Annotated in this window: 20 protein-coding genes; 11 read left to right on the top strand and 9 right to left on the bottom strand. The window is 71.2% G+C overall.

What is annotated here, in order from left to right:
- Positions 1 to 5 precede the first annotated feature (5 nt).
- The gene (locus ACIBNA_RS18410) at positions 6 to 1,283 is read left to right on the top strand and encodes an ATP-binding protein (protein ID WP_399166239.1); all 1,278 of its coding nucleotides are present in this window, start codon (positions 6 to 8) and stop codon (positions 1,281 to 1,283) included.
- Between the two features lie 18 nt (positions 1,284 to 1,301).
- Here the strand turns inward: ACIBNA_RS18410 and ACIBNA_RS18405 are convergent, their stop codons facing one another.
- A complete protein-coding gene (locus ACIBNA_RS18405) occupies positions 1,302 to 1,808 on the bottom strand; it encodes a GtrA family protein (RefSeq protein WP_399166238.1) in 507 nt (168 codons plus the stop codon).
- A 162-nt stretch (positions 1,809 to 1,970) separates the two neighbouring features.
- Here ACIBNA_RS18405 and ACIBNA_RS18400 point away from each other — a divergent pair, with 162 nt between their 5' ends.
- The 3 genes from ACIBNA_RS18400 to ACIBNA_RS18390 are packed head-to-tail and all read left to right on the top strand — an operon-like array spanning position 1,971 to position 4,823.
- Positions 1,971 to 3,110 carry a 5-(carboxyamino)imidazole ribonucleotide synthase gene (locus ACIBNA_RS18400; RefSeq protein WP_399166237.1) on the top strand — a complete coding sequence of 380 codons (1,140 nt, stop codon included), beginning with the start codon at positions 1,971 to 1,973 and terminating at the stop codon, positions 3,108 to 3,110.
- Positions 3,107 to 3,631 (top strand): 5-(carboxyamino)imidazole ribonucleotide mutase, encoded by a 525-nt coding sequence (gene purE, locus ACIBNA_RS18395; protein ID WP_274816773.1) that lies wholly within the window; start codon positions 3,107 to 3,109, stop codon positions 3,629 to 3,631. Before ACIBNA_RS18400 ends, purE begins: the two co-directional genes overlap by 4 nt.
- Before the next feature lie 4 nt (positions 3,632 to 3,635).
- Positions 3,636 to 4,823: a dipeptidase gene (locus ACIBNA_RS18390; RefSeq protein WP_399166236.1), complete on the top strand. Its 1,188-nt coding sequence runs from the start codon at positions 3,636 to 3,638 to the stop codon at positions 4,821 to 4,823.
- Here ACIBNA_RS18390 and ACIBNA_RS18385 read toward each other — a convergent pair.
- A complete protein-coding gene (locus ACIBNA_RS18385; protein WP_399166235.1) occupies positions 4,763 to 5,905 on the bottom strand; it encodes an alkene reductase in 1,143 nt (380 codons plus the stop codon). The two genes, ACIBNA_RS18390 and ACIBNA_RS18385, sit on opposite strands and share 61 nt — an antisense overlap.
- A 52-nt stretch (positions 5,906 to 5,957) precedes the next feature.
- On the opposite strand from ACIBNA_RS18385, the gene ACIBNA_RS18380 reads away from it, so the two are divergent.
- Positions 5,958 to 6,317 carry a MerR family transcriptional regulator gene (locus ACIBNA_RS18380; protein WP_399166366.1) on the top strand — a complete coding sequence of 120 codons (360 nt, stop codon included), beginning with the start codon at positions 5,958 to 5,960 and terminating at the stop codon, positions 6,315 to 6,317.
- A 112-nt stretch (positions 6,318 to 6,429) separates the two neighbouring features.
- A complete protein-coding gene (locus ACIBNA_RS18375; protein WP_399166234.1) occupies positions 6,430 to 7,563 on the top strand; it encodes a dipeptidase in 1,134 nt (377 codons plus the stop codon).
- A gap of 16 nt (positions 7,564 to 7,579) precedes the next feature.
- Here the strand turns inward: ACIBNA_RS18375 and ACIBNA_RS18370 are convergent, their stop codons facing one another.
- On the bottom strand, positions 7,580 to 7,975 hold the full coding sequence (locus tag ACIBNA_RS18370; protein WP_399166233.1) for a VOC family protein: 396 nt from the start codon (positions 7,973 to 7,975) through the stop codon (positions 7,580 to 7,582).
- A gap of 14 nt (positions 7,976 to 7,989) precedes the next feature.
- Positions 7,990 to 8,361, bottom strand: coding sequence for a VOC family protein (locus ACIBNA_RS18365; protein WP_399166232.1), 372 nt, complete (start codon positions 8,359 to 8,361; stop codon positions 7,990 to 7,992).
- Positions 8,362 to 8,501: 140 nt separating this feature from the next.
- Between ACIBNA_RS18365 and ACIBNA_RS18360 the strand changes: the two genes are divergently transcribed.
- Complete coding sequence (locus ACIBNA_RS18360; RefSeq protein ID WP_399166231.1) at positions 8,502 to 9,005, top strand: CGNR zinc finger domain-containing protein; 504 nt, start codon at positions 8,502 to 8,504, stop codon at positions 9,003 to 9,005.
- Between the two features lie 104 nt (positions 9,006 to 9,109).
- Here ACIBNA_RS18360 and ACIBNA_RS18355 read toward each other — a convergent pair whose 3' ends face one another.
- Together ACIBNA_RS18355 and ACIBNA_RS18350 are read right to left on the bottom strand one after the other, a co-directional pair.
- Entirely contained in the window at positions 9,110 to 9,727 is a 618-nt protein-coding gene (locus tag ACIBNA_RS18355; RefSeq protein WP_399166230.1) for a hypothetical protein, read from the bottom strand.
- Positions 9,728 to 9,964: 237 nt separating this feature from the next.
- On the bottom strand, positions 9,965 to 11,308 hold the full coding sequence (locus ACIBNA_RS18350; RefSeq protein ID WP_274816764.1) for a UDP-glucose/GDP-mannose dehydrogenase family protein: 1,344 nt from the start codon (positions 11,306 to 11,308) through the stop codon (positions 9,965 to 9,967).
- 185 nt (positions 11,309 to 11,493) lie between these two features.
- On the opposite strand from ACIBNA_RS18350, the gene ACIBNA_RS18345 reads away from it, so the two are divergent.
- Positions 11,494 to 12,651 (top strand): acyl-CoA dehydrogenase, encoded by a 1,158-nt coding sequence (locus tag ACIBNA_RS18345; protein ID WP_399166229.1) that lies wholly within the window; start codon positions 11,494 to 11,496, stop codon positions 12,649 to 12,651.
- 192 nt (positions 12,652 to 12,843) lie between these two features.
- Entirely contained in the window at positions 12,844 to 13,206 is a 363-nt protein-coding gene (locus tag ACIBNA_RS18340; protein ID WP_399166228.1) for a four-helix bundle copper-binding protein, read from the top strand.
- A gap of 58 nt (positions 13,207 to 13,264) precedes the next feature.
- On the opposite strand, the gene ACIBNA_RS18335 is transcribed toward ACIBNA_RS18340, so the two are convergent.
- On the bottom strand, positions 13,265 to 14,566 hold the full coding sequence (locus ACIBNA_RS18335; RefSeq protein ID WP_399166227.1) for an LCP family protein: 1,302 nt from the start codon (positions 14,564 to 14,566) through the stop codon (positions 13,265 to 13,267).
- Between the two features lie 119 nt (positions 14,567 to 14,685).
- Here ACIBNA_RS18335 and ACIBNA_RS18330 point away from each other — a divergent pair, with 119 nt between their 5' ends.
- The gene (locus tag ACIBNA_RS18330) at positions 14,686 to 15,243 is read left to right on the top strand and encodes an acyl-CoA thioesterase (RefSeq protein ID WP_399166226.1); all 558 of its coding nucleotides are present in this window, start codon (positions 14,686 to 14,688) and stop codon (positions 15,241 to 15,243) included.
- Positions 15,244 to 15,484: 241 nt separating this feature from the next.
- Here the strand turns inward: ACIBNA_RS18330 and ACIBNA_RS18325 are convergent, their stop codons facing one another.
- Entirely contained in the window at positions 15,485 to 16,846 is a 1,362-nt protein-coding gene (locus ACIBNA_RS18325; RefSeq protein WP_399166365.1) for an LCP family protein, read from the bottom strand.
- A gap of 250 nt (positions 16,847 to 17,096) precedes the next feature.
- On the opposite strand from ACIBNA_RS18325, the gene ACIBNA_RS18320 reads away from it, so the two are divergent.
- Positions 17,097 to 18,146 (top strand): glycosyltransferase family 2 protein, encoded by a 1,050-nt coding sequence (locus ACIBNA_RS18320; RefSeq protein WP_399166225.1) that lies wholly within the window; start codon positions 17,097 to 17,099, stop codon positions 18,144 to 18,146.
- A gap of 55 nt (positions 18,147 to 18,201) precedes the next feature.
- Here ACIBNA_RS18320 and ACIBNA_RS18315 read toward each other — a convergent pair whose 3' ends face one another.
- Positions 18,202 to 19,794, bottom strand: coding sequence for an LCP family protein (locus tag ACIBNA_RS18315; RefSeq protein WP_399166224.1), 1,593 nt, complete (start codon positions 19,792 to 19,794; stop codon positions 18,202 to 18,204).
- Between the last annotated feature and the right edge of the window lie 29 nt (positions 19,795 to 19,823).

The raw sequence follows: 19,823 nt of genomic DNA, 5'->3' as shown, positions 1-19,823 counted from the left end.
AGGACATGCGCCGCCGACTGATCCAGTCCACGCTCGCCGTGGTCCTCGTCGTGATCGCCGTCTTCGGCGTCTCCCTCGTCATCGTCGAGACCAGGACGATCAGCAACAGCGCCCAGGAGCGGGTGGAGTCCGAGGCGGTCCGGCTGGCCAGCATCGTCGACAGCCGGCTCTTCGTCGCCCAGCAGGTCGACGCGGAGGTGCTGCGCAAGCAGGTCACGCAGGACCACTACTACGCGGTGATCCGGATCCCCGGGGAGGAGCCCATCGAGGTCGGCTCCAAGCCGTCCGGGGACGTGATCACCGCGACCGCGCCCGGCGAGGAGGGCGAGACGGTCACCGTCCAGGAGCCGCGCTCCTCGGTGACCCGGGAGGTCGGCCGCACCCTGCTGATCATCGGGCTGGTCGCGCTGCTGGCGGTGGTGGCCGCGGTGCTGCTGGCGGTGCGCCAGGCGAACCGGCTCGCGTCGCCGCTGACCGACCTCGCGGAGACGGCCGAGCGGCTCGGCTCGGGCGATCCGCGCCCACGGCACAAGCGGTACGGCGTGCCCGAGCTGGACCGGGTGGCGGACGTGCTGGACGGCTCGGCCGAGCGCATCGCGCGCATGCTGACCGCAGAGCGGCGGCTGGCCGCGGACGCCTCCCACCAGCTGCGGACGCCGCTGACGGCGCTGTCGATGCGGCTGGAGGAGATCACCCTCACCGACGACCCGGACACGGTGAAGGACGAGGCGACGATCGCGCTGACCCAGGTCGAGCGGCTCACGGACGTCGTGGAGCGGCTGCTGACGAACTCCCGCGATCCGCGCACCGGCTCCGCCGTCACCTTCGACCTCGACGAGGTCATCCAGCAGCAGCTCGCCGAGTGGCGCCCCGCCTACCGCAGCGCGGGCCGGGCGATCGTCAGCTCCGGCAAGCGGCATCTGGAGGCCGTGGGTACCCCCGGAGCGGTCGCGCAGGTGCTGGCCGCGCTGATCGAGAACTCCCTGATGCACGGCGGCGGCACGGTGGCGCTGCGCACCCGAGTCACCGGCAACCAGGCCGTCATCGAGGTCACGGACGAGGGCCCCGGCGTCCCCGCCGACCTCGGCGCCCGCATCTTCGAGCGGGCGATCAGCGGCCGCAACTCCACGGGCATCGGCCTGGCCGTGGCCCGCGACCTCGCGGAAGCGGACGGCGGCCGCCTGGAGATGCTCCAGACCAAGCCCCCGGTGTTCGCCCTGTTCCTGTCCCGCACGCCGGTCGGGAAGTCCCACGGCGGCGAGGACGAGCCGATGATCCGCTGACGCGGCTCAGGACACCCCCTACGGCACCCGCTCCCCGGCCCGCGACCGCCTGGCCCGTTCGCCCTTCAGGATCGATTCCGCGCCCGCCACCGCCTCACGGCCCGGAAGGGCGCGGAACACCCAGCTGCGGTACGACCAGAAGCGGAACAGCGTGGCGATGCCGATGCCGAGGAACTTGAAGATGTTGTTCTGGAGCGGGGTGTTCCAGCCGAAGCTGTACGTCGCCACGTAGAGGACGCCGTTCTCGATGACCAGCCCGACCGCGCTGAACAGCAGGAACAGGGACATCTCCCGCGTACGGCGGGTCTTGTCGCGGTCGCGGTAGGTGAAGTAGCGGAAGCCGACGTAGTTGAAGATGATCGCGACGACGGTCGCGATGACGCTCGCGCGCACCACCTGGAGGTCGGTGACATGCCGTACCAGGTTGAACACGAGGAGGTTGACCAGCACCCCGGCCCCGCCCACCGCGCCGAACTTGGCGACTTCGTGAACGAGCCGTCGGAGCCGCGAGGCACCATGTTCCATGGTCGTGCAGGCCCCCGTCCGTGGTTGGCGTCAACCCAGCCATGCTAACCACCCTCCCGCGCGATCTTCCTGCGGACGCGGGTGGACGGCCGGAGATGGTCCGGGCAGGGCCGGGGAGGGGCAGGAAACCGGCCACCCTGGCGCGGCCGATACCCTGGGGGAGTGACGTTCCCGGTAGTCGGCATGGTCGGCGGGGGCCAGCTCGCTCGTATGACACACGAGGCAGGCATCCCGCTCGGCATCAGGTTCAAGCTCCTCAGTGACACCCCGCAGGACTCAGCTGCGCAGGTCGTGAGCGATGTCGTCGTAGGCGACTACCGCGACCTCGACACGCTGCGCGAGTTCGCCCGCGGGTGCGACGTGATCACCTTCGATCACGAACACGTACCCACCGAGCACCTCAGGGCCCTGGAGGCGGACGGCATCCCCGTGCGCCCCGGCCCCGACGCGCTTCAGCACGCCCAGGACAAGGGCGTGATGCGCGCGAGGCTCGACGCGATCGGCGTGCCCTGCCCCAGACACAGAATCGTTTCCGATCCGCAGGACGTGGCGGCCTTCGCCGCGGAGGGCGACGGCTTTCCCGTCGTCCTCAAGACCGTCCGCGGCGGTTACGACGGCAAGGGCGTGTGGGTCGTCGACTCCGTCGAGGACGCCGCCGACCCGTTCAAGGCCGGTGTCCCGGTGCTCGCCGAGGAGAAGGTCGACTTCGTCCGCGAGCTCGCCGCCAACGTCGTACGCTCCCCGCACGGCCAGGCCGTCGCCTACCCGGTCGTGGAGTCCCGCCAGGTGAACGGCGTCTGCGACACGGTGATCGCGCCCGCCCCCGGCCTCGGCGAGGCCCTCGCCCTGCGGGCCGAGGAGATGGCGCTGAACATCGCCAAGGAACTCGGCGTCGTCGGCCACCTCGCCGTCGAGCTGTTCCAGACCCGCGACGGCCGCATCCTCGTCAACGAACTGGCGATGCGCCCGCACAACTCCGGCCACTGGTCGATGGACGGCGCCGTCACCAGCCAGTTCGCCAACCACGTCCGGGCGGTCCTGGACCTGCCCCTCGGCGACCCGCGCCCGCGCGCCAAGTGGACCGTCATGGTCAACGTCCTCGGCGGCGACTACCCGGACATGTACTCCGCGTACCTGCACTGCATGGCCCGCGACCCCCAGCTCAAGATCCACATGTACGGCAAGGACGTGAAGCCCGGCCGCAAGGTCGGCCACGTCAACACCTACGGCGACGACCTGGACGACGTGCTGGAGCGCGCCCGTCACGCTGCCGGCTACCTGAGAGGCACCATCACCGAATGAGCCCTGTTGTTGGCATCGTCATGGGGTCGGACAGCGACTGGCCCGTCATGGAGGCCGCCGCCAAGGCCCTCGACGAGTTCGAGATCGCCTACGAGGTCGACGTCGTCTCCGCGCACCGCATGCCGCGCGAGATGGTCGCCTACGGCGAGCAGGCCGACGGCCGCGGGCTCAAGGTGATCATCGCCGGGGCCGGCGGCGCCGCCCACCTGCCCGGCATGCTCGCCTCCGTGACACCGCTGCCGGTCATCGGCGTGCCCGTGCCGCTGAAGTACCTCGACGGCATGGACAGCCTCCTGTCGATCGTGCAGATGCCGGCCGGTGTCCCGGTCGCCACGGTCTCCGTCGCCGGTGCCCGCAACGCCGGTCTGCTGGCGGCCCGGATCCTCGCCGCGCACGACGAGGACCTGCGCGCCCGCATGCGCGAGTTCCAGCAGGAGCTGAACGACCAGGCCACCGAGAAGGGCAAACGCCTGCGCTCCAAGGTCGAGGGCGCGAGCGGCGGCTTCGGCTTCGGGAAGTGATCGCATGACGTCCCTCGACGACGCCCGCGCGCTCCTCGCCGAGTTCCCCGTCGCCGACGGGCACAACGACCTGCCCTGGGCGCTGCGCGAGCAGGTCCGCTACGACCTCGACGCCCGCGATGTCGCCGCCGACCAGAGCGCCCACCTGCACACCGACATCCCGCGGCTGCGCGCGGGCGGGGTCGGTGCGCAGTACTGGTCGGTGTTCGTCCGCACGGACTCGCCCGACCCGGTCGCGGCCACGCTCGAACAGATCGACTGCGTACGGCAGTTGATCGACCGGCACCCGCAGGACCTGCGGCCCGCGCTGACGGCCGCCGACATGACGGCCGCGCGCCGGGAGGGCCGGATCGCCTCCCTCATGGGAGCGGAGGGCGGCCACTCCATCGCCAACTCCCTGGGCACCCTGCGCGGTCTGTACGGGCTCGGCGTGCGCTATCTGACCCTCACCCACAACGACAACGTGGACTGGGCGGACTCCGCGACCGACGAGCCGCGGGCCGGCGGCCTCACCGCGTTCGGCCGGCAGGTCGTGCGGGAGATGAACCGGCTCGGCATGCTCGTCGACCTCTCCCACGTGGCGGCGACGACCATGCGCGACGCGCTCGACACGAGCTCCGCCCCGGTGATCTTCTCCCACTCCTCGGCGCGGGCCGTGTGCGACCACCCGCGCAACATCCCGGACGACGTCCTGGAGCGGCTGGCCGCGGGCGGCGGCATGGCGATGGTGACGTTCGTGCCGAAGTTCGTGCTCCAGGCCGCGGTCGACTGGACCGCCGCGGCCGACGAGAACATGCGCGCCCACGGCTTCCACCACCTCGACACCACAGCGGAGGCGATGAAGGTCCACCGCGCCTTCGAGGAGCGGCACCCGCGCCCCGTCGCGACGGTGGCCACGGTCGCCGACCACCTGGACCACATGCGCGAGGTGGCCGGCATCGACCACCTCGGCATCGGCGGCGACTACGACGGCACGGCCTTCACCCCCGACGGCCTGGACGACGTCTCCGGCTACCCGAACCTGATCGCGGAGCTGCTGGACCGCGGCTGGTCGAAGGCCGACCTGGCGAAGCTGACCTGGAAGAACGCGGTGCGGGTGCTCGACGCGGCCGAGGGCGTGGCACGGGGCCTTCAGGCCACGCGGTCGCCGTCCAACGCCACGATCGAGTCGCTCGACTCGCTCGACGGCTGAGCGTCGAGGGCGGGGTAGTCGGTGTAGCCGGTCGCCCCGCCCACGTACATGAAGTACCGGTCGCGCATCTCGTTCAGCGGCGCCCCGAGCCGGAGCCGGGTCACCAGGTCGGGATTGGCGAGGAAGGGCCGGCCGAGGGCTATCAGGTCGGCACCCGCGGCCAGCAGCGCCTCGGACGAGGCGAGCACCTCCCGCGGCGACATCTCCTTCAGCACCGGATTGCCGATGAGCACGCCCGGCCATGCGGCGCGCACCTTCCGGAACACCGCCGTGTCCGGGTCGGACCGCACCAGGTGCAGATACGCGAGCCCCAGCCCGCCGAGCCGCTCGACGAGCGCCGGGTAGATCTCCTCGGTCTCGCCCTCGTCGATGCCGTTGACGGTGTTGCCGGGGGAGACCCTGAGCCCCACCCGGTCGGCTCCGATCTCGGCGGCCACGGCCTCGGTCACCTCGGCCGTGAACCGGATCCTGGCGGCGACCGGCCCGCCGTAGCCGTCGGTGCGGAGGTTGGTGTTGCGGGCGAGGAACTGGTGCAGCAGATGGCCGTTGGCGGAGTGCACCTCCACTCCCTCGAACCCGGCGTCGATCGCGTTCCGGGCGGCGCGTGCGAAGTCGGCGACGGTGATGCGGATGTCCTCGGCGGTCATCTCCCTGGGCACCACGGCCGGCCGGTGACCCTCCGGCGTGAAGATCGTCTCGGGGAGCGGTACGGGCGAGGGAGCGACCGGCGTCAGCCCGCTGGTCGCGGGGTGGCCGACCCGGCCGCCGTGCTGGAGCTGGAGGAACATCCGGCCGCCCGCGTCCCGCACCGCGTCCGTGACCTGCCGCCAGCCGGCCACGTGCGCCTGGCTGTGGACGGCGGTGATGTTCGGGTACGTCTGCCCGACCGCGTTCGGCGTCGCGGCCTCGGCGATGATCAGCCCGGCGGAGGCGCGCTGGGCGTAGTACGTGGCCATGAGCGGGGTCGGAGTGCCGTCGGCCTCGGCCCGGTTGCGGGTCAGGGGCGCCATCACCAGACGGTTGGGCAGGTCCAGCCCGGAGAGACGAGCCGGTTCGAAGAGTGCTGTCGTGTACTGCGTCATGCCCGTACGCTAGAACCTGACACTCATGTCAGATTCAAGTCCGGGAGTGGACGTGCGGATCGGTGAACTGGCCCGGCGCACCAACGTGAGCGAGCGGTCGCTGCGCTACTACGAGAAACAGGGGATGCTCACCGCCGAGCGGACGCCCGGCGGGCACCGGGAGTACCCGGAGGCGGCCGTGGACCGGGTCATCCGGATCCAGGAGCTGTTCGCGGCGGGATTGTGCAGCGAGAAGATCGTCCAGCTGCTGCCGTGCATGCGGGACAAGGACGGCGGGCCCTCGGCCCGCGCCACGCCCAACCTGGTCGCCGATCTCACCGCCGAGCGCGCCCGCATCGACCGGATGATCGCCGACCTGGTCCGTTCCCGGGACACCCTGGACGAGGTGATCGAGGTGGCCCGGCTGCCCTGAGAGCGTCGCCGCACGAGGGCGGGACCGTACCCCGAACGCCCCGCCCACCAGGAACCCTTCAGCGCTCCATGCGACGGTGACCGTACCTCACGAACAACCGTACGGAGCCGCCATGGCAGACCTCCAGGACGACCTGCGCCCCATCGCCGCGGCCGGAGAGTTCGACGACCTGGCCGAGCCGTACCCCGACGAGGCCGTCATGGCGGCGGAGCCCTACGAGCCCGTCTGCGACCCGGACGACGAGCCGATGACCCGGGCCCGAGCCGTCCTCGCCGCCTACCCCGTGGCCGACGGCTACAACGGACTGCCCTGGGCGCTCAAGCGGCTGTCCTACTACGACCTGGAGGAGGGCGAGGGCACCGTCGACACGGACGTGCCCCGCCTGCGCCGCGGGCATGTGGGTGCGCTGTTCTGGTCGCTGCACCTGCCGGAGGGCCTGGACGGCGACCGGGCCGTCGGCGCCACCCTGGAGCAGCTGGACCTGGCCAAGGCCGTCGCCCGGACCTGCGACGAGGGACTGCGGCCGGTCTGCACGGCAGGGCAGGTCGCGGACGCCCGCAACTGCGGCCGCGTCGCCGTGCTCCTCGGTCCCGCCGGGGCCGCGGCCGTGGGCGACTCGCTGGGCATCCTGCGCCAGCTGCACTTCCTCGGCCTGCGCGTACTGACGCTGACCGGCGTGTCCTGGGCGAGCGACGCGGGGCTGACGCGGTTCGGCGAGGAGGTCGTGCGCGAGATGAACCGGCTCGGCGTGATCGTGGACCTCTCCGGCGCCTCCGCGCCGACCGTCCGCCGGGTCCTGAGCCTCTCCCGGGCGCCCGTGCTGTGCAGCCGCTCCGCCGCCCGCGCCCTACGCCCCCACCCGGTCAACCTCCCCGACGACCTGCTGGCGGAGCTGGGCGCGGCCAAGGGGCTGTGCCTGGTGCCGCTGACCGCCGAGCAGACCGGCCCGACCGTCCGCGACGTCGCCGACCATCTGGACCACATCCGGGCCGTGGCCGGTGCGCAGTGCGTCGGGCTGTCCGGCACGTACGACTCGGGCTCGGCCCACCCGCAGGGGCTCGGCGACACCTCCTGCTATCCGCGGCTGATCGCCGAGTTGCTGCGGCGCGGCTGGGACGAGGCCGACGTGGCCCTTCTGACCTGGGGAAACGTCCAGCGGGTGCTGCGCGGCGCCGACTTCACCGCCCGCGCCTCCCAGCAGCGACGCGAGCCGTCGGCGGCGACCATCTCCGAGCTGGACGGGTGACCGGCAGGCAGGTGACTCAGGTGGTGCGCTCGATCCGGCACAGGCAGAACGGATGCCCCACCGGGTCGGCGTACACCCGGAAGTCCTTCTTCTCGTAGTCCTCCCGGTCCAGCACCCGCGCCCCCAGCGCCAGCACCCGCTCCTCGGCCGCGTCGATCTCCTCCCAGGTCGACCCGCCGTCGAAGTCCAGGTGGAACTGCTGGGCGTCGCGGTCGGCCCGGGGCCACTCCGGCGGGGTGTACCCGGGCGAGCGCTGGAAGGCGAGCCGCGGCCCGTCGGGGATCCGCAGCACCACCCAGTCCGGGTCGTCGTCCTCGGGGGTGCCGCCCCCGACCTGCGCGTAGAAACGGGCCAGCTCGCGCGGGTCGGGGCAGTCGACGACGACGGAACGGAAACGTGCCACAGCGGACATGGGGCCTCCCGGTGTCAGCAGGCGCAGAGGCAGAACGGGTGCCCGGCCGGGTCGGCGTAAACCCGGAAGGTCCTTGTCCGGTCCTCGGCGTCCAGCGGCTTCGCGCCGAGCGCCAGCACGCCCTTCTCGGCCGCGTCCAGGTCCTCCACGTCCAGATCGAGATGGAACTGCTGCGAGTGGTCGGGCGACGGCCACTTCGGCGGCACGTACCCGGGAGCTTCCTGGAAGGCCAGCGCCGGTCCGCCCGGCACCTTCAGGTCGACCCACTCGCCCGAGTCGTCGGCCTCCACCGTGGGAGTGCCGCCGAGCACCTCGGCGTAGAAGCCGGCCAGTGCGCGCGGGTCGGGACAGTCCAGGACGACGACACCCAGCTTGGCGAGAGCCATGACTTCCTCCTTGAAATGGCTGTTACCCGTCAGCGTTACCTACACGGCCAAGTAACCGGTAACCGTTACTCCATGCTGTGCTATTGGCGGTAACCTCGCAAGGGGAAATCCGAGAGGTACCCGAGAGGTACGGTCCAGCCATGACGGAGAGATCGCCCGCGCCCGGCGGCCTGGCCCTGGTCGAGGCCCTGGTGAACACGCTGGACATCGAGTCGGGCGCCGACTCGCTGGACACGGCGGAGGGCCGGGCACGCTTCGGGATCACGCCGGACGAGGTCGGGGACGCCCGCGCACTGCGCGAGTCCCTGCGCGCGGCCCTGCTCGCCCACGCGGGCCACCCGCCGCACCGCGAGGTGACGCCGCTGGGCGAACTGCTGGCCGGGGCGCCGCTGCTGGTGGCGGTCGACCGGCGGGACGGCTCGGCGACCCTCGCCCCGGCCGACGAGAGCCCCCTGCTCTCCCGGGTCGCAGCCGCCGTCGCCGAGGCGCTGGTCGCGGGCACCTGGAGCAGGCTCAAGGCCTGTGAGGCCGCCGACTGCCTCTGGGCGTACTACGACCGCAGTCCGGCCGGCCGCGGCCGCTGGTGCTCGATGCAGGTCTGCGGGGCCCGGGCGAAGATGCGCCGCTACCGGGCGAAGGGCTGACCTGCGGCTGACTTACGTGAAGGCCTACGCCTCCTCCACCCGGGGCGCCCGGGGCGCCTGGGGAGCGGACGCCCGGGAGCCGACCGGGAGCAGGCACAGCACCGCTACCCCGGCGACGATGCCGGTCGGCACGAGCATGGGGCGAGGGGGCGGGTGGCAGAAGCGGTCGTCCGGGTCTGCGGCTGTTGCGCGACCTGTGCGGCCGGGGACGACGGGGACGCCTGCGGTGACTGGCCCACGGCCGCCGGGAAGACGGAGGACGGCGACGAGGACGGCATGCGTGTCGTCGGCGGCCTGTACGAGGCCGCCGACGCCTGCCCGGGCAGCAGCGGCAGGGCGCGGAGCGCCAGGACGGCGGACACGGCGCCACCCCGGGCCGTCCGCCGGGCCGCCCTCACGCGAACTCCGCCGCGACCAGCAGCCGAAACCGGGTGGCCACGGTGGCGCGGCGCAGCAGCCGGTACGGCAGCCGGGCACGCGGCGGAAAGCAGGCGGTCGTCGAACTCGTAGCGGAACGAGGGGTGTTCGGCGTCCTCCGACACGGTGAGGGAGGCCTCGCCGAGCGTGACGCGACGGCGCAGGAGCGGCAACGGTCCGCACCAGGCGGTGAGTTCGATGAGCGAGCGGCCGGGGGTCACGGTGTACCGGCCGGGCAGCCGGCGGTCGGCGCCGTCGCGCGGCTGTGGCGCGAGAGGGACCGTGGGCAGGGTGACGGTCGTCATCCCGGTCTCCTCGGAAGGCGGTTCCCGAAGCATGGCGATGGTGTGGAGAATGGAGCGGGCGCCGCTCCGGCCGGCTGAGCCCCGGCCGGAGCGGCGCCCACCCTGTTGTCGCGGACCGCGGTGGGCTTGAGCATCTGCCCGGCCCAGACCGTGTGCGTCTTCACGTGGCTGTCGTGGTTCAGCAGATCGGTCACCTGCTGTCCGGGCGACTCCTGTCGTACGTCCGGTCGGTCGGACTCAGGCGTTCGGCCGCCCCATCGCCCGGTACGTCCACCCGGCCTTGCGCCAGCGCTCCGGGTCGAGGGCGTTGCGGCCGTCGAGGATGACCCGGGCCGCCGCGACCTCGCCGAGGGCCTCGGTGTCCAGCTCCCGGAACTCCCGCCACTCCGTCAGGTGCAGCACGATGTCGGCGCCGCGTACGGCATCCAGCGCCGAGTCGGCGTAGCCGAGGGTCGGGAAGACGCGGCGGGCGTTGTCCATGCCCTTGGGGTCGTAGACCGTGACCTGGCCGCCCTGGAGGTGGATCTGCCCGGCGACGTTCAGTGCGGGGGAGTCCCGTACGTCGTCCGAGTCGGGCTTGAAGGTCGCGCCCAGCACCGCGACGCGCTTGCCGAGGAACGGCCCGCCGCCCAGCGCCTGCCGGGCCAGCTCCACCATCTGCCCGCGCTGGCGCATGTTGATGGAGTCGATCTCCCGCAGGAACGTCAGCGCCTGGTCGGCACCCAGCTCACCGGCCCGCGCCATGAAGGCGCGGATGTCCTTCGGCAGACATCCGCCACCGAACCCGATCCCGGCCCGCAGGAACTTCTTCCCGATCCGGTCGTCGTAGCCGATGGCCTCCGCCAGCTTGGCCACGTCACCGCCTGCCGCCTCGCACACCTCCGCCATGGCGTTGATGAACGAGATCTTCGTGGCGAGGAAGGAGTTCGCGGAGGTCTTCACCAGCTCGGACGTCGGGAAGTCGGTCACCACGAACGGCGAGCCCTCGGCGATCGGCGTGGCGTACACCTCCCGCAGCAGCTTCTCGGCGCGTTCGCTGCGCACGCCGACCACGATCCGGTCGGGGTGCAGCGTGTCGTCGACCGCGAAGCCCTCGCGCAGGAACTCCGGGTTCCAGGCCAGCTCGGCGTCCTCTCCGGCGGGCGCGTGCGCGGACAGGTAGGCCGCCAGCCGGTCGGCGGAGCCGACGGGCACGGTCGACTTGCCGACGACCAGGGCGGGACCGTGCAGATGCGGGGCGAGCGAGGCGAAGGCGGAGTCGACGTAACTCATGTCACAGGCGTACTCGCCGTGCCGCTGCGGGGTGTTCACGCAGACGAAGTGCACATCGCCGAAGGCACCGACCTCGGCCCAGTCCTGGGTGAAGCGCAGCCGCCCGCTGGAACCCTCGAAACCGGCGACGTGCCGGCGCAGCAGCTCGTCGAGCCCCGGCTCGTACATCGGGGCCTCGCCGCGCTCCAGCATCTCGATCTTCTCGGGCACGACGTCGAGGGCGAGCACCTCGAAGCCCAGCTCGGCCATGGCCGCCGCGTGTGTCGCGCCGAGATAACCGGTGCCGATCACGGTGATCTTCAGGGCCATGGGTGCTCCAGGGGTCTACGGCAGGTGCGCGCCCGAGCATAGCCGGGGCATGGGAACGCGCTTCACGGGGCAACTTTCCCGCTGTCGTCTAGGTCACGTATCCCTCTGGTGGGCGACCCCATAAACTTTTGATTACTTAACGGTAGTTAGCGTCACCATCGCAGCGTTTTGGAGCGTGAGAGACCTTGGCCGGATCGGCTGACTTCGACCTGTACCGCCCGTCCGAGGAGCACGACATGCTCCGTGACGCCGTCCGCTCGCTGGCCGAGGCGAAGATCGCACCGTACGCCGCCGCGGTGGACGAGGAGGCCCGCTTCCCGCAGGAGGCGCTCGAGGCACTGGTCGCGAACGACCTGCACGCCGTGCACGTACCCGAGGAGTACGGCGGCTCGGGCGCCGACGCCCTGGCGACCGTCATAGTGATCGAGGAGGTCGCACGCGTCTGCGCCTCGTCCTCCCTCATCCCCGCGGTGAACAAGCTGGGTTCGCTCCCGGTGATCCTCTCCGGCTCCGAGGCGCTGAAGAAGAAGTACATGGCCCCGCTCGCCAAGGGCGACGGCATGTTCTCGTACTGCCTGTCCGAGCCGGACGCCGGCTCCGACGCCGCCGGCATGAAGACGAAGGCCGTCCGCGACGGCGACCACTACGTCCTCAACGGCGTGAAGCGCTGGATCACCAACGCGGGCGAGTCCGACTTCTACACGGTGATGGCGGTCACGGACCCGGCCAAGCGCTCCAAGGGCATCTCCGCCTTCGTCGTCGAGAAGTCGGACGAGGGTGTCTCCTTCGGTGCCCCGGAGAAGAAGCTCGGCATCAAGGGCTCCCCGACCCGCGAGGTCTACCTCGACAACGTCCGTATCCCCGCCGACCGCATGATCGGCGAGGAGGGCACGGGTTTCGCGACAGCCATGAAGACCCTGGACCACACCCGCATCACGATCGCCGCCCAGGCCCTCGGCATCGCCCAGGGCGCCCTCGACTACGCCAAGGGCTACGTCAAGGAGCGCAAGCAGTTCGGCAAGCCGATCGCCGACTTCCAGGGCATCCAGTTCATGCTCGCCGACATGGCCATGAAGATCTCGGCCGCCCGCGCCCTGACCTACCAGGCCGCAGCCGCCTCCGAGCGCGGCGACAGCGACCTCACCTACCTGGGCGCCGCCGCCAAGTGCTTCGCCTCGGACGTGGCCATGGAGGTCACCACGGACGCGGTCCAGCTCCTCGGCGGGTACGGCTACACCCGTGACTACCCGGTGGAGCGCATGATGCGCGACGCCAAAATCACACAGATATACGAAGGGACGAACCAGGTCCAGCGCATCGTGATGGCGCGAAACCTGCCGTGAGCCCGTCGTTCCGTTCCTCGGGTCGCCCTCCTGCCCAGCCAGGAGGGCGACCTGCGTTTTGCCCCGGCGGCCTACCCTGACGCACGCATGGCGGATTCCTTCCTTCCGCCCCGTGGCGGCCGAGGCCGGGCAGGCGTAGGACGGAAGGCACGAGGGTCGACCCCCGGCTCTCGCCGTCCCCCGGGAGGAATCATGACCCAGCAGCCCACCATGACCCCGCTGAGCAAGGAGATGCAGGAGTGCGTCCAGGCGTGCATGACCTGCCACAGCGTGTGCGAGGAGACCATGAGCTCCTGCCTGCAGATGGGCGGCCAGGCCCAGATGCAGATCATGCGCGCGGTCATGGACTGCGCCGAGATGACGCGTATGTGCGCCGACATGATGATGCGCCGCTCGCCGCTGTCGGCCGAGATGTGCGCGATGTGCGCCCGGGCCTGTGACATGTGCGCCGAGGCGTGTATGTCCATGCCGGACGACGCCCAGATGATGCGCTGCGCCGAGGCGTGTCGCCGCTGTGCCGAGATGTGCCGCTCGATGTCGGCCGCCACGATGTGAGGACCGCCTCACAGCAGTCGGGGGCACCCCCGTGGGTGCCCCCGACGCATGCCGGTGCTCAGTTGCCCGAGACGGTGACCGTCTCGTCGTTCTTCAGCTGGTTCACCAGCGTCTTCATCTTCGTGGTGTCCCACTGGAGGTTGCCGTTCGCGGAGTTGCCCGAGATCGGCATGTTCATCGACTTGCCCTCGCCGCCGCTGACGCCCTTCATCGCCCAGAACATGGACCCCAGGTCGAACAGGCCCATGTCCTTGTCGACCACGAGGGAGTCCAGACCCGCGCCCATGGTCGGGTACAGCCTGAACGGGTTGAGGATCGTGCTCGGGGTGGCGACCTGGTTGGCCAGGGCCGACAGGAACTTCTGCTGGTTCTTCGTACGGTCCAGGTCGGAGCCCGCGAGCGCGTAGCGGGTGCGGACGAAGGCGAGGGCCTGCTCGCCGGTGAGGGTCTGCTTGCCCTTCTTGAGGTCCGCGCCCGACTTCTTGTCCTTGATGTCCTGCGGGATGTCCATCTCGACACCGCCGACCGCGTCCACGATGTTCGCGAAGCCGCCGAAGCCGATCTCCACGTAGTGGTCGATGTGCAGGCCCGTGTTGGCCTCGACGGTACGGACCAGCAGCTCGGGGCCGTCCTCCGCGTACGCCGCGTTCAGCTTCACCTGGCGACCCGTGGCCGGGTAAAACTTGCCGGAGTCGGAGCCCTTGAACGACGGGATCGTGACGTTCGAGTCACGCGGTAGCGAGATCAGCGTCGGGCCGTTGCTGCCGGTGTGCAGGATCATCATCGAGTCCGTGCGCTTGCCCTCGGCGGACCCGGTGTGCAGCTTCTTCTTCTCCTCGGCCGACATGCCCGCGCGGCTGTCGGAGCCGACGATCAGGTAGTTCGTGCCCTCGCCCGCCTCCGGACGGTCGATGACCTTCGACAGGTCGACGTCGCGGTTGAGCTTGGAGTCGGCCCAGAAGTACGTGGCGACGCTCGTCACGACCAGCACCGTCACGACCATGATGGCCGTCACCTTGATACGGCGGCGCCAGTTCGGCGCGGGGCGCGGCTCGTACATGCCGTCGCCCGGGCCGCCGGGGCCTCTGCCGCCGGGGGAGCCGTAGACCTGGCCGGTGTTGTAGCCGCTGTCGTAGGCGCCCGGCGGCTCGGCGTAGCCGCCGTCGACGTACGACGGCTGCTGCGGTACCCCGCCGGCGTACGGCGCTGCGCCGCCGTAGGCACCCTGTCCGGGCGACGGCGCCGGACCGCGGCGGACCTGCCGCATCACGCGGGCGCTCTCGGGCTGTGCGCTCGCGCTTCCGCGTCCGTACCGGCTGCCGCGGTTGTCGTCGGACCATCCCTCGGACCAATTGTTCATGCGCCCCAGTGTGCAGGCCCCCGTAGTACGGCATACAAGAGTCGTCGGAAAATCAGAGCACGGCTGTGGCGAAGCTGACACAAAATCCCCTCATGCCGCCTCGGCATAAGGTAGGGGCCATGACAGACCAGGCCCCAGCCGCGGAATCCGGCACTCCGGATATCCCGGGCAAGCCGACTTCGGCCTCCCGCACCACCCTCAGCCACATCATGACCCACAACGACACGAACCTTCTGGGGACGGTGCACGGCGGGGTGATCATGAAGCTGGTGGACGACGCGGCGGGTGCCGTGGCCGGGCGGCACTCCGGCGGGCCGGCCGTCACCGCGTCCATGGACGAGATGGCCTTCCTGGAGCCGGTCCGCGTCGGTGACCTGGTCCACGTCAAGGCGCAGGTCAACTGGACCGGCCGCACCTCCATGGAGGTCGGCGTCCGCGTCCTGGCCGAACGCTGGAACGAGTCCGCCCCGCCCACCCAGGTCGGCTCCGCCTACCTCGTCTTCGCGGCCGTCGACGCCGACGGCAAGCCCCGCCGGGTCCCCCCGGTCCTCCCGGAGACCGAACGCGACAAGCGCCGCTACCAGGAGGCCCAGATCCGCCGCACCCACCGCCTGGCCCGCCGGCGGGCGATCGTGGAACTGCGGGAGAAGCGGGCGGCGGAGGGGTTCGGGGACTGACGCGAGTCCGGCGACCGGGGCGGGCGCGGTGGCGCCGAGCACCTGGACTTGCCCACCTGGGGCGAACGGCCGTCATCAGGGGCGTGCAGCGGTCGGTGCGGGTGTCCAGGGAGGACTGGCCGGTGTGACCGCCGCAGGACCGACCACGGCGAGAGCCGCGGGGCCCGATCAGTCGGCGCGAGCCCGCGGGGGACGAACGGCCGTCGCGAATGCCCGGGGCCCGACCGCCCCTGCCCGGCCCCTACGAGCACGCCACCTCATCCCCCCGCACCACCCCGAACTCGCCCTGCCCCGGGTCCTCGGCCCGTACCTTGTGTACGCGTTCGAAATCCGTGCCCGCGATGACCTTCAGGGTCGCGCCCAGGCCCTTGACCGGGCGGAGTTCGCTGCCCGGCAAGGCCGTGGCGAGGGACTTGGCGGAGCGGTCCCAGCGGGGGTCGTGGGCGATGATCGTGCGCTTGACGTCGCGGGCGGCGGCGTTCACCGGGGCCCGGGTCGTACGGAAGCCCGTCGAGGCCAGGGCCGCGTCGACACGGCGGCCCAGCCCGGGCGTGCGGGTGCCGTTCTCCACCTGGACGCGGATCTGCTGGGGGGCGACCGAGACGATCCGTGCCGCGCCGCGGGGCCGGTGCACCGACAGCGGCTGGTCCTCGCGCAGGGCGCCGAAGAGCCGCTCCGCCTTCACGGGGTCCCACTTCAGTGTGGAGCCGACGCCCTTCACGGCGTATCCCATCCGCCCGATCGGGACGGTCGTGAACTCGGAGGAGGAGGGGGAGAAGTTCCGCATGGCCCGGCCCAGGTCCAGCATCTCGTCCGTGCCGAAGCCCTTGTCGGCCCGCACCGAACCGAGTACCGCCCGGGTCACGTCCCGGAACTTCATCGGGTTGAGGAGGAGCCCCGAGGAGGTGATCCGTTCCACGAGCGCCGCCATGAAGCGCTGCTGACGTTTCATCCGGCCGAGGTCCGAGGCCCCGTCGATGTGCCGGGCGCGTACGTACTGGAGTGCTTGCCCGCCGGCGAGCGTGTGCCGTCCGGGCGGGAGGTTCAGGCCGGTGTAGCTGTCCTTCAGGGGGACCGCGGTGCAGATCTTTACGCCCCCGACCACGTCCACCGTCCTCATGAAGCTGGTGAAGTCGACCTCCAGGTAGTGGTCGATCTTCACCTGCGTCATGCTCTCGACCGTCCGCACGGTCAGCTGCGGCCCGCCCTCGGCGTACGCCGCGTTCAGCTTGACCGGGTGCGCCCCGTGCCGCTTGCCCGTCGTACGGTCGACGTGCGCGGGCATCACGGCGTACGAGTCGCGCGGCAGGCTGACCACACTCGCCCGCTTCCGGTCCTCCGAGATGTGCACGATCATGATCGTGTCGGTGCAGTGGCAGGGCGCCCCGCCCAGCCGGTACTTCCGCCGCTCCTCCTTGCTGATCTTCTCGCGGCCGTCGGTGCCGACCAGCAGCACGTTCATGCCGTGGCCCGCCTGCGGCCGGTTCTTCATGTCCTTGAAGGGGTCGACCCGGGCGATGTCCGCGTCCAGGCTGGTCATCACCGCGTGCCCGATACCGGCGGACGCGAGGACCACCACGGACAGGGTGGTGACCATCCGCATCCCCCAGCGCGGTTTCCGGCGCCGTACGGGCGGCGCGGGCCTGCGCGGGGCGTGCCCGGGGGAGGGCTGCGGGCGGCGCTGCGGGGCGGAGGTGGACCGAGGGGATCGCGGCGGCGTGGGCAAGGGGACACCTCCGGACGACGGCCGTACGTGGGATCCGTGAAACCGTAGGCCGATACGATCTGCGGCCCGCGCTATCGCCCCGGCGGCGCGCACCGGTGTCCCCCGTTCGCGGTAACGTGTGGCCCCTATGAACGCCAATCCCGACGTGCGGCTCCCCGCCGTTTCCGTGATCATGCCTGTCCTCAACGAGGAACGGCATCTGCGGGGAGCAGTCCAAGCGATCCTCGCGCAGGAGTACGCCGGCGAGATGGAGGTCGTGATCGCCCTCGGTCCGTCCACGGACCGCACGGACGAGATCGCCGCCGAGCTCGTGGCCGAAGACCCGCGCGTGCATACCGTGCCGAACCCGACCGGCCGTACGCCGGCCGCCCTGAACGCGGCGATCAACGCCTCCCGCCACCCGATCGTCGTCCGCGTCGACGGGCACGGCATGCTCTCGCCCAACTACATCGCCACCGCGGTACGGCTCCTGGAGGCGACCGGCGCGCAGAACGTCGGCGGCATCATGCACGCCGAGGGCGAGAACGACTGGGAGCACGCCGTCGCCGCCGCGATGACCTCGAAGATCGGGGTGGGCAACGCCTCCTTCCACACGGGCGGGGAGGCGGGCCCGGCCGACACCGTCTATCTCGGTGTCTTCCGGCGCGAGGCGCTGGAGCGGCAGGGCGGCTACAACGTGGAGTTCATCCGCGCCCAGGACTGGGAGCTGAACTTCCGTATCCGCGAGGCCGGCGGGCTGATCTGGTTCTCGCCCGAGCTCAAGGTGTCGTACCGGCCGCGGCCGAGCGTGAAGGCGCTCGCCAAGCAGTACAAGGACTACGGCCGCTGGCGGCACGTCGTCGCCCGCTTCCACGAGGGGTCCATCAACCTGCGCTACCTCGCCCCGCCGACCGCCCTGTGCGCGATCGCGACCGGGCTCCTGGTGGGCGCGCTGCTGACGCCGTGGGGTTTCGTGGTGCCCGGCGGTTATCTCGTGGCGATCCTGCTCGGCTCGGTCCCGGCGGGCAAGGGGCTGCCGCTGAAGGCGCGGCTCCAGATCCCCGTGGCGCTCGTCACCATGCATATGTCGTGGGGCTGGGGCTTCCTGACCAGTCCGCGGTCGCTGGCCCGCAAGGTGATAGCGAGCCGGCGTCCGGCGGTCCGGGCGAACGCGGACGCGGACGCGGCCACCGGCTGAGGCACACCGCACGCACGCGTTCGGGCCCCTCTCTCCTGGGAGGGGCCCGTTTGCGTCACCAGGTGAAGTTCGGGGCCACGTGCATACAGGCCTTGTCGTCCGCGCCGTTGAGCGCCTCGGCCGACTTCGGGGTCTTGTCGCTGCGCTTCGGCGCCTTGTAGTCCGCGCCCTCCCGCCAGTCGGCGCCCACGACGAGTGTGACGCCGGAGACGTCGGTCGACCGCTTCACCGAACTCAGCGGAATCCCGAGGGCCTTGGCGACCCGCTGGGCGTCGCCCTCCAGGTCGGCGCTCGGGTAGCGGACGACGGTCCGCTCCTGGCTCCACGAGCCGTTGGTGTCGGCGACGGCCTGGGCGAAGCCCTGCTCCTTCAGCAGCCCGGTCACCGTGCTCGCGCGCCCGCGGGCCGCGGCCAGGGTGCCGGTCCGGGTGCCGTTGCGGACCTGGACGGGGATCTCGTCGTCGGCCGCGGCCGGGTCGGCGGAGGCCTTCTCCGCGGCCTTCTCACGGCCCTTGTCCTTGCCGTCCAGCGCGATGTCCTCCCGCACCAGCCGGAACAGCTGCTCGGCGTCCTCGGTCGGCTCCACGCGGGCGCCGACGTACCGGTTGGGCATCGTGGTCATGGTGATGCGCTCCGGCTCCACCTTGCGCAGCTCGTCGCTGAGGTCGTAGAGCTTCTTGACGGTGTCGAGGCCGGGGTCGACCGTCAGTGCCCGGGTGGCCTCCTCGGCCAGTCTGCGGAGCTTGTTCGGGCTGCTGAGCGTGGCGTTCTCGCGCAGCTGGCGGACCATCGCGTTCATGTACATGTGCTGGGCCTTGGCGCGGGCGAGGTCGCTGCCGTCCTCGAAGCCGTAGCGGGTGCGCAGCCACTGGAGGGCCTGCTCGCCCTGGATGTACGAGGTGCCCTTCTTTAGTTTCAGGCCGGAGCCCTTGCCGTCGGAGGTGCGGGAGTGGATGTTGGCGTCGACGCACACCGGGACACCGCCGACGGCGTCGGCCATCGACACCACGCCCGCGAAGTCGACCATGACGAAGTGGTCGATGTGGATGCCGGTGAGCTCCTGCCAGGTGGCCACGGTGCAGCCCGGGCCGCCGTGCCCGAGGCTCTGGTTGGTCATCGTCCGCCCCTGGGTCCCCGGGTACACCTTCCCGTCGTCCGGGTCGGTGCACTTCGGGATCTTCACGAGCGTGTCGCGGGGCATGCTGATGACCGACATGTTGGTGCGGTCGGCGGACAGGTGCAGCAGCATCTGCACGTCCGCCAGCGGCGCGGCGCCGAACGTCTCACGAGCACCGCCGAGTTTCTGGTTCTCCTCGGTGTCCCGCGCGTCCGAGCCGATGAGCAGGATGTTCAGCGGCGTCTGCCCGGCGGCGTTCGGCGTCGGCGCGGCGACCTTGTTGTCGCCGAGGTTCAGCTCGTCCTTCTTGATGTTGCCGTTCAGGTGGCGGTAGTAGAGGTATCCGGCTCCGGCCGTCCCGAGTATGAGGACGGCGAGCACGGCGGCGGACCACCTCAGCAGCCGCCGGGTACGCCGGGGCCGGCCCCCGCCACCGGCTGGGCCGCCCGTCGCCGGCTTGGTCTCTCCCGGGCCCGGTTCCTGGCGGACGCCCTGCCGCGTTTCGTTCTCCCGCACACCGCTCTGCGTCACTTCCCCGGTCCTTCCCGCCCCCGGCGCAT

This window comes from Streptomyces sp. NPDC050164, assembly GCF_044459945.1.
GTDB lineage: Bacteria > Actinomycetota > Actinomycetes > Streptomycetales > Streptomycetaceae > Streptomyces > Streptomyces coeruleorubidus_A.
Note: the sequence above shows the minus strand (reverse complement) of the source record. Positions and strands in the feature narration are given on the sequence as shown.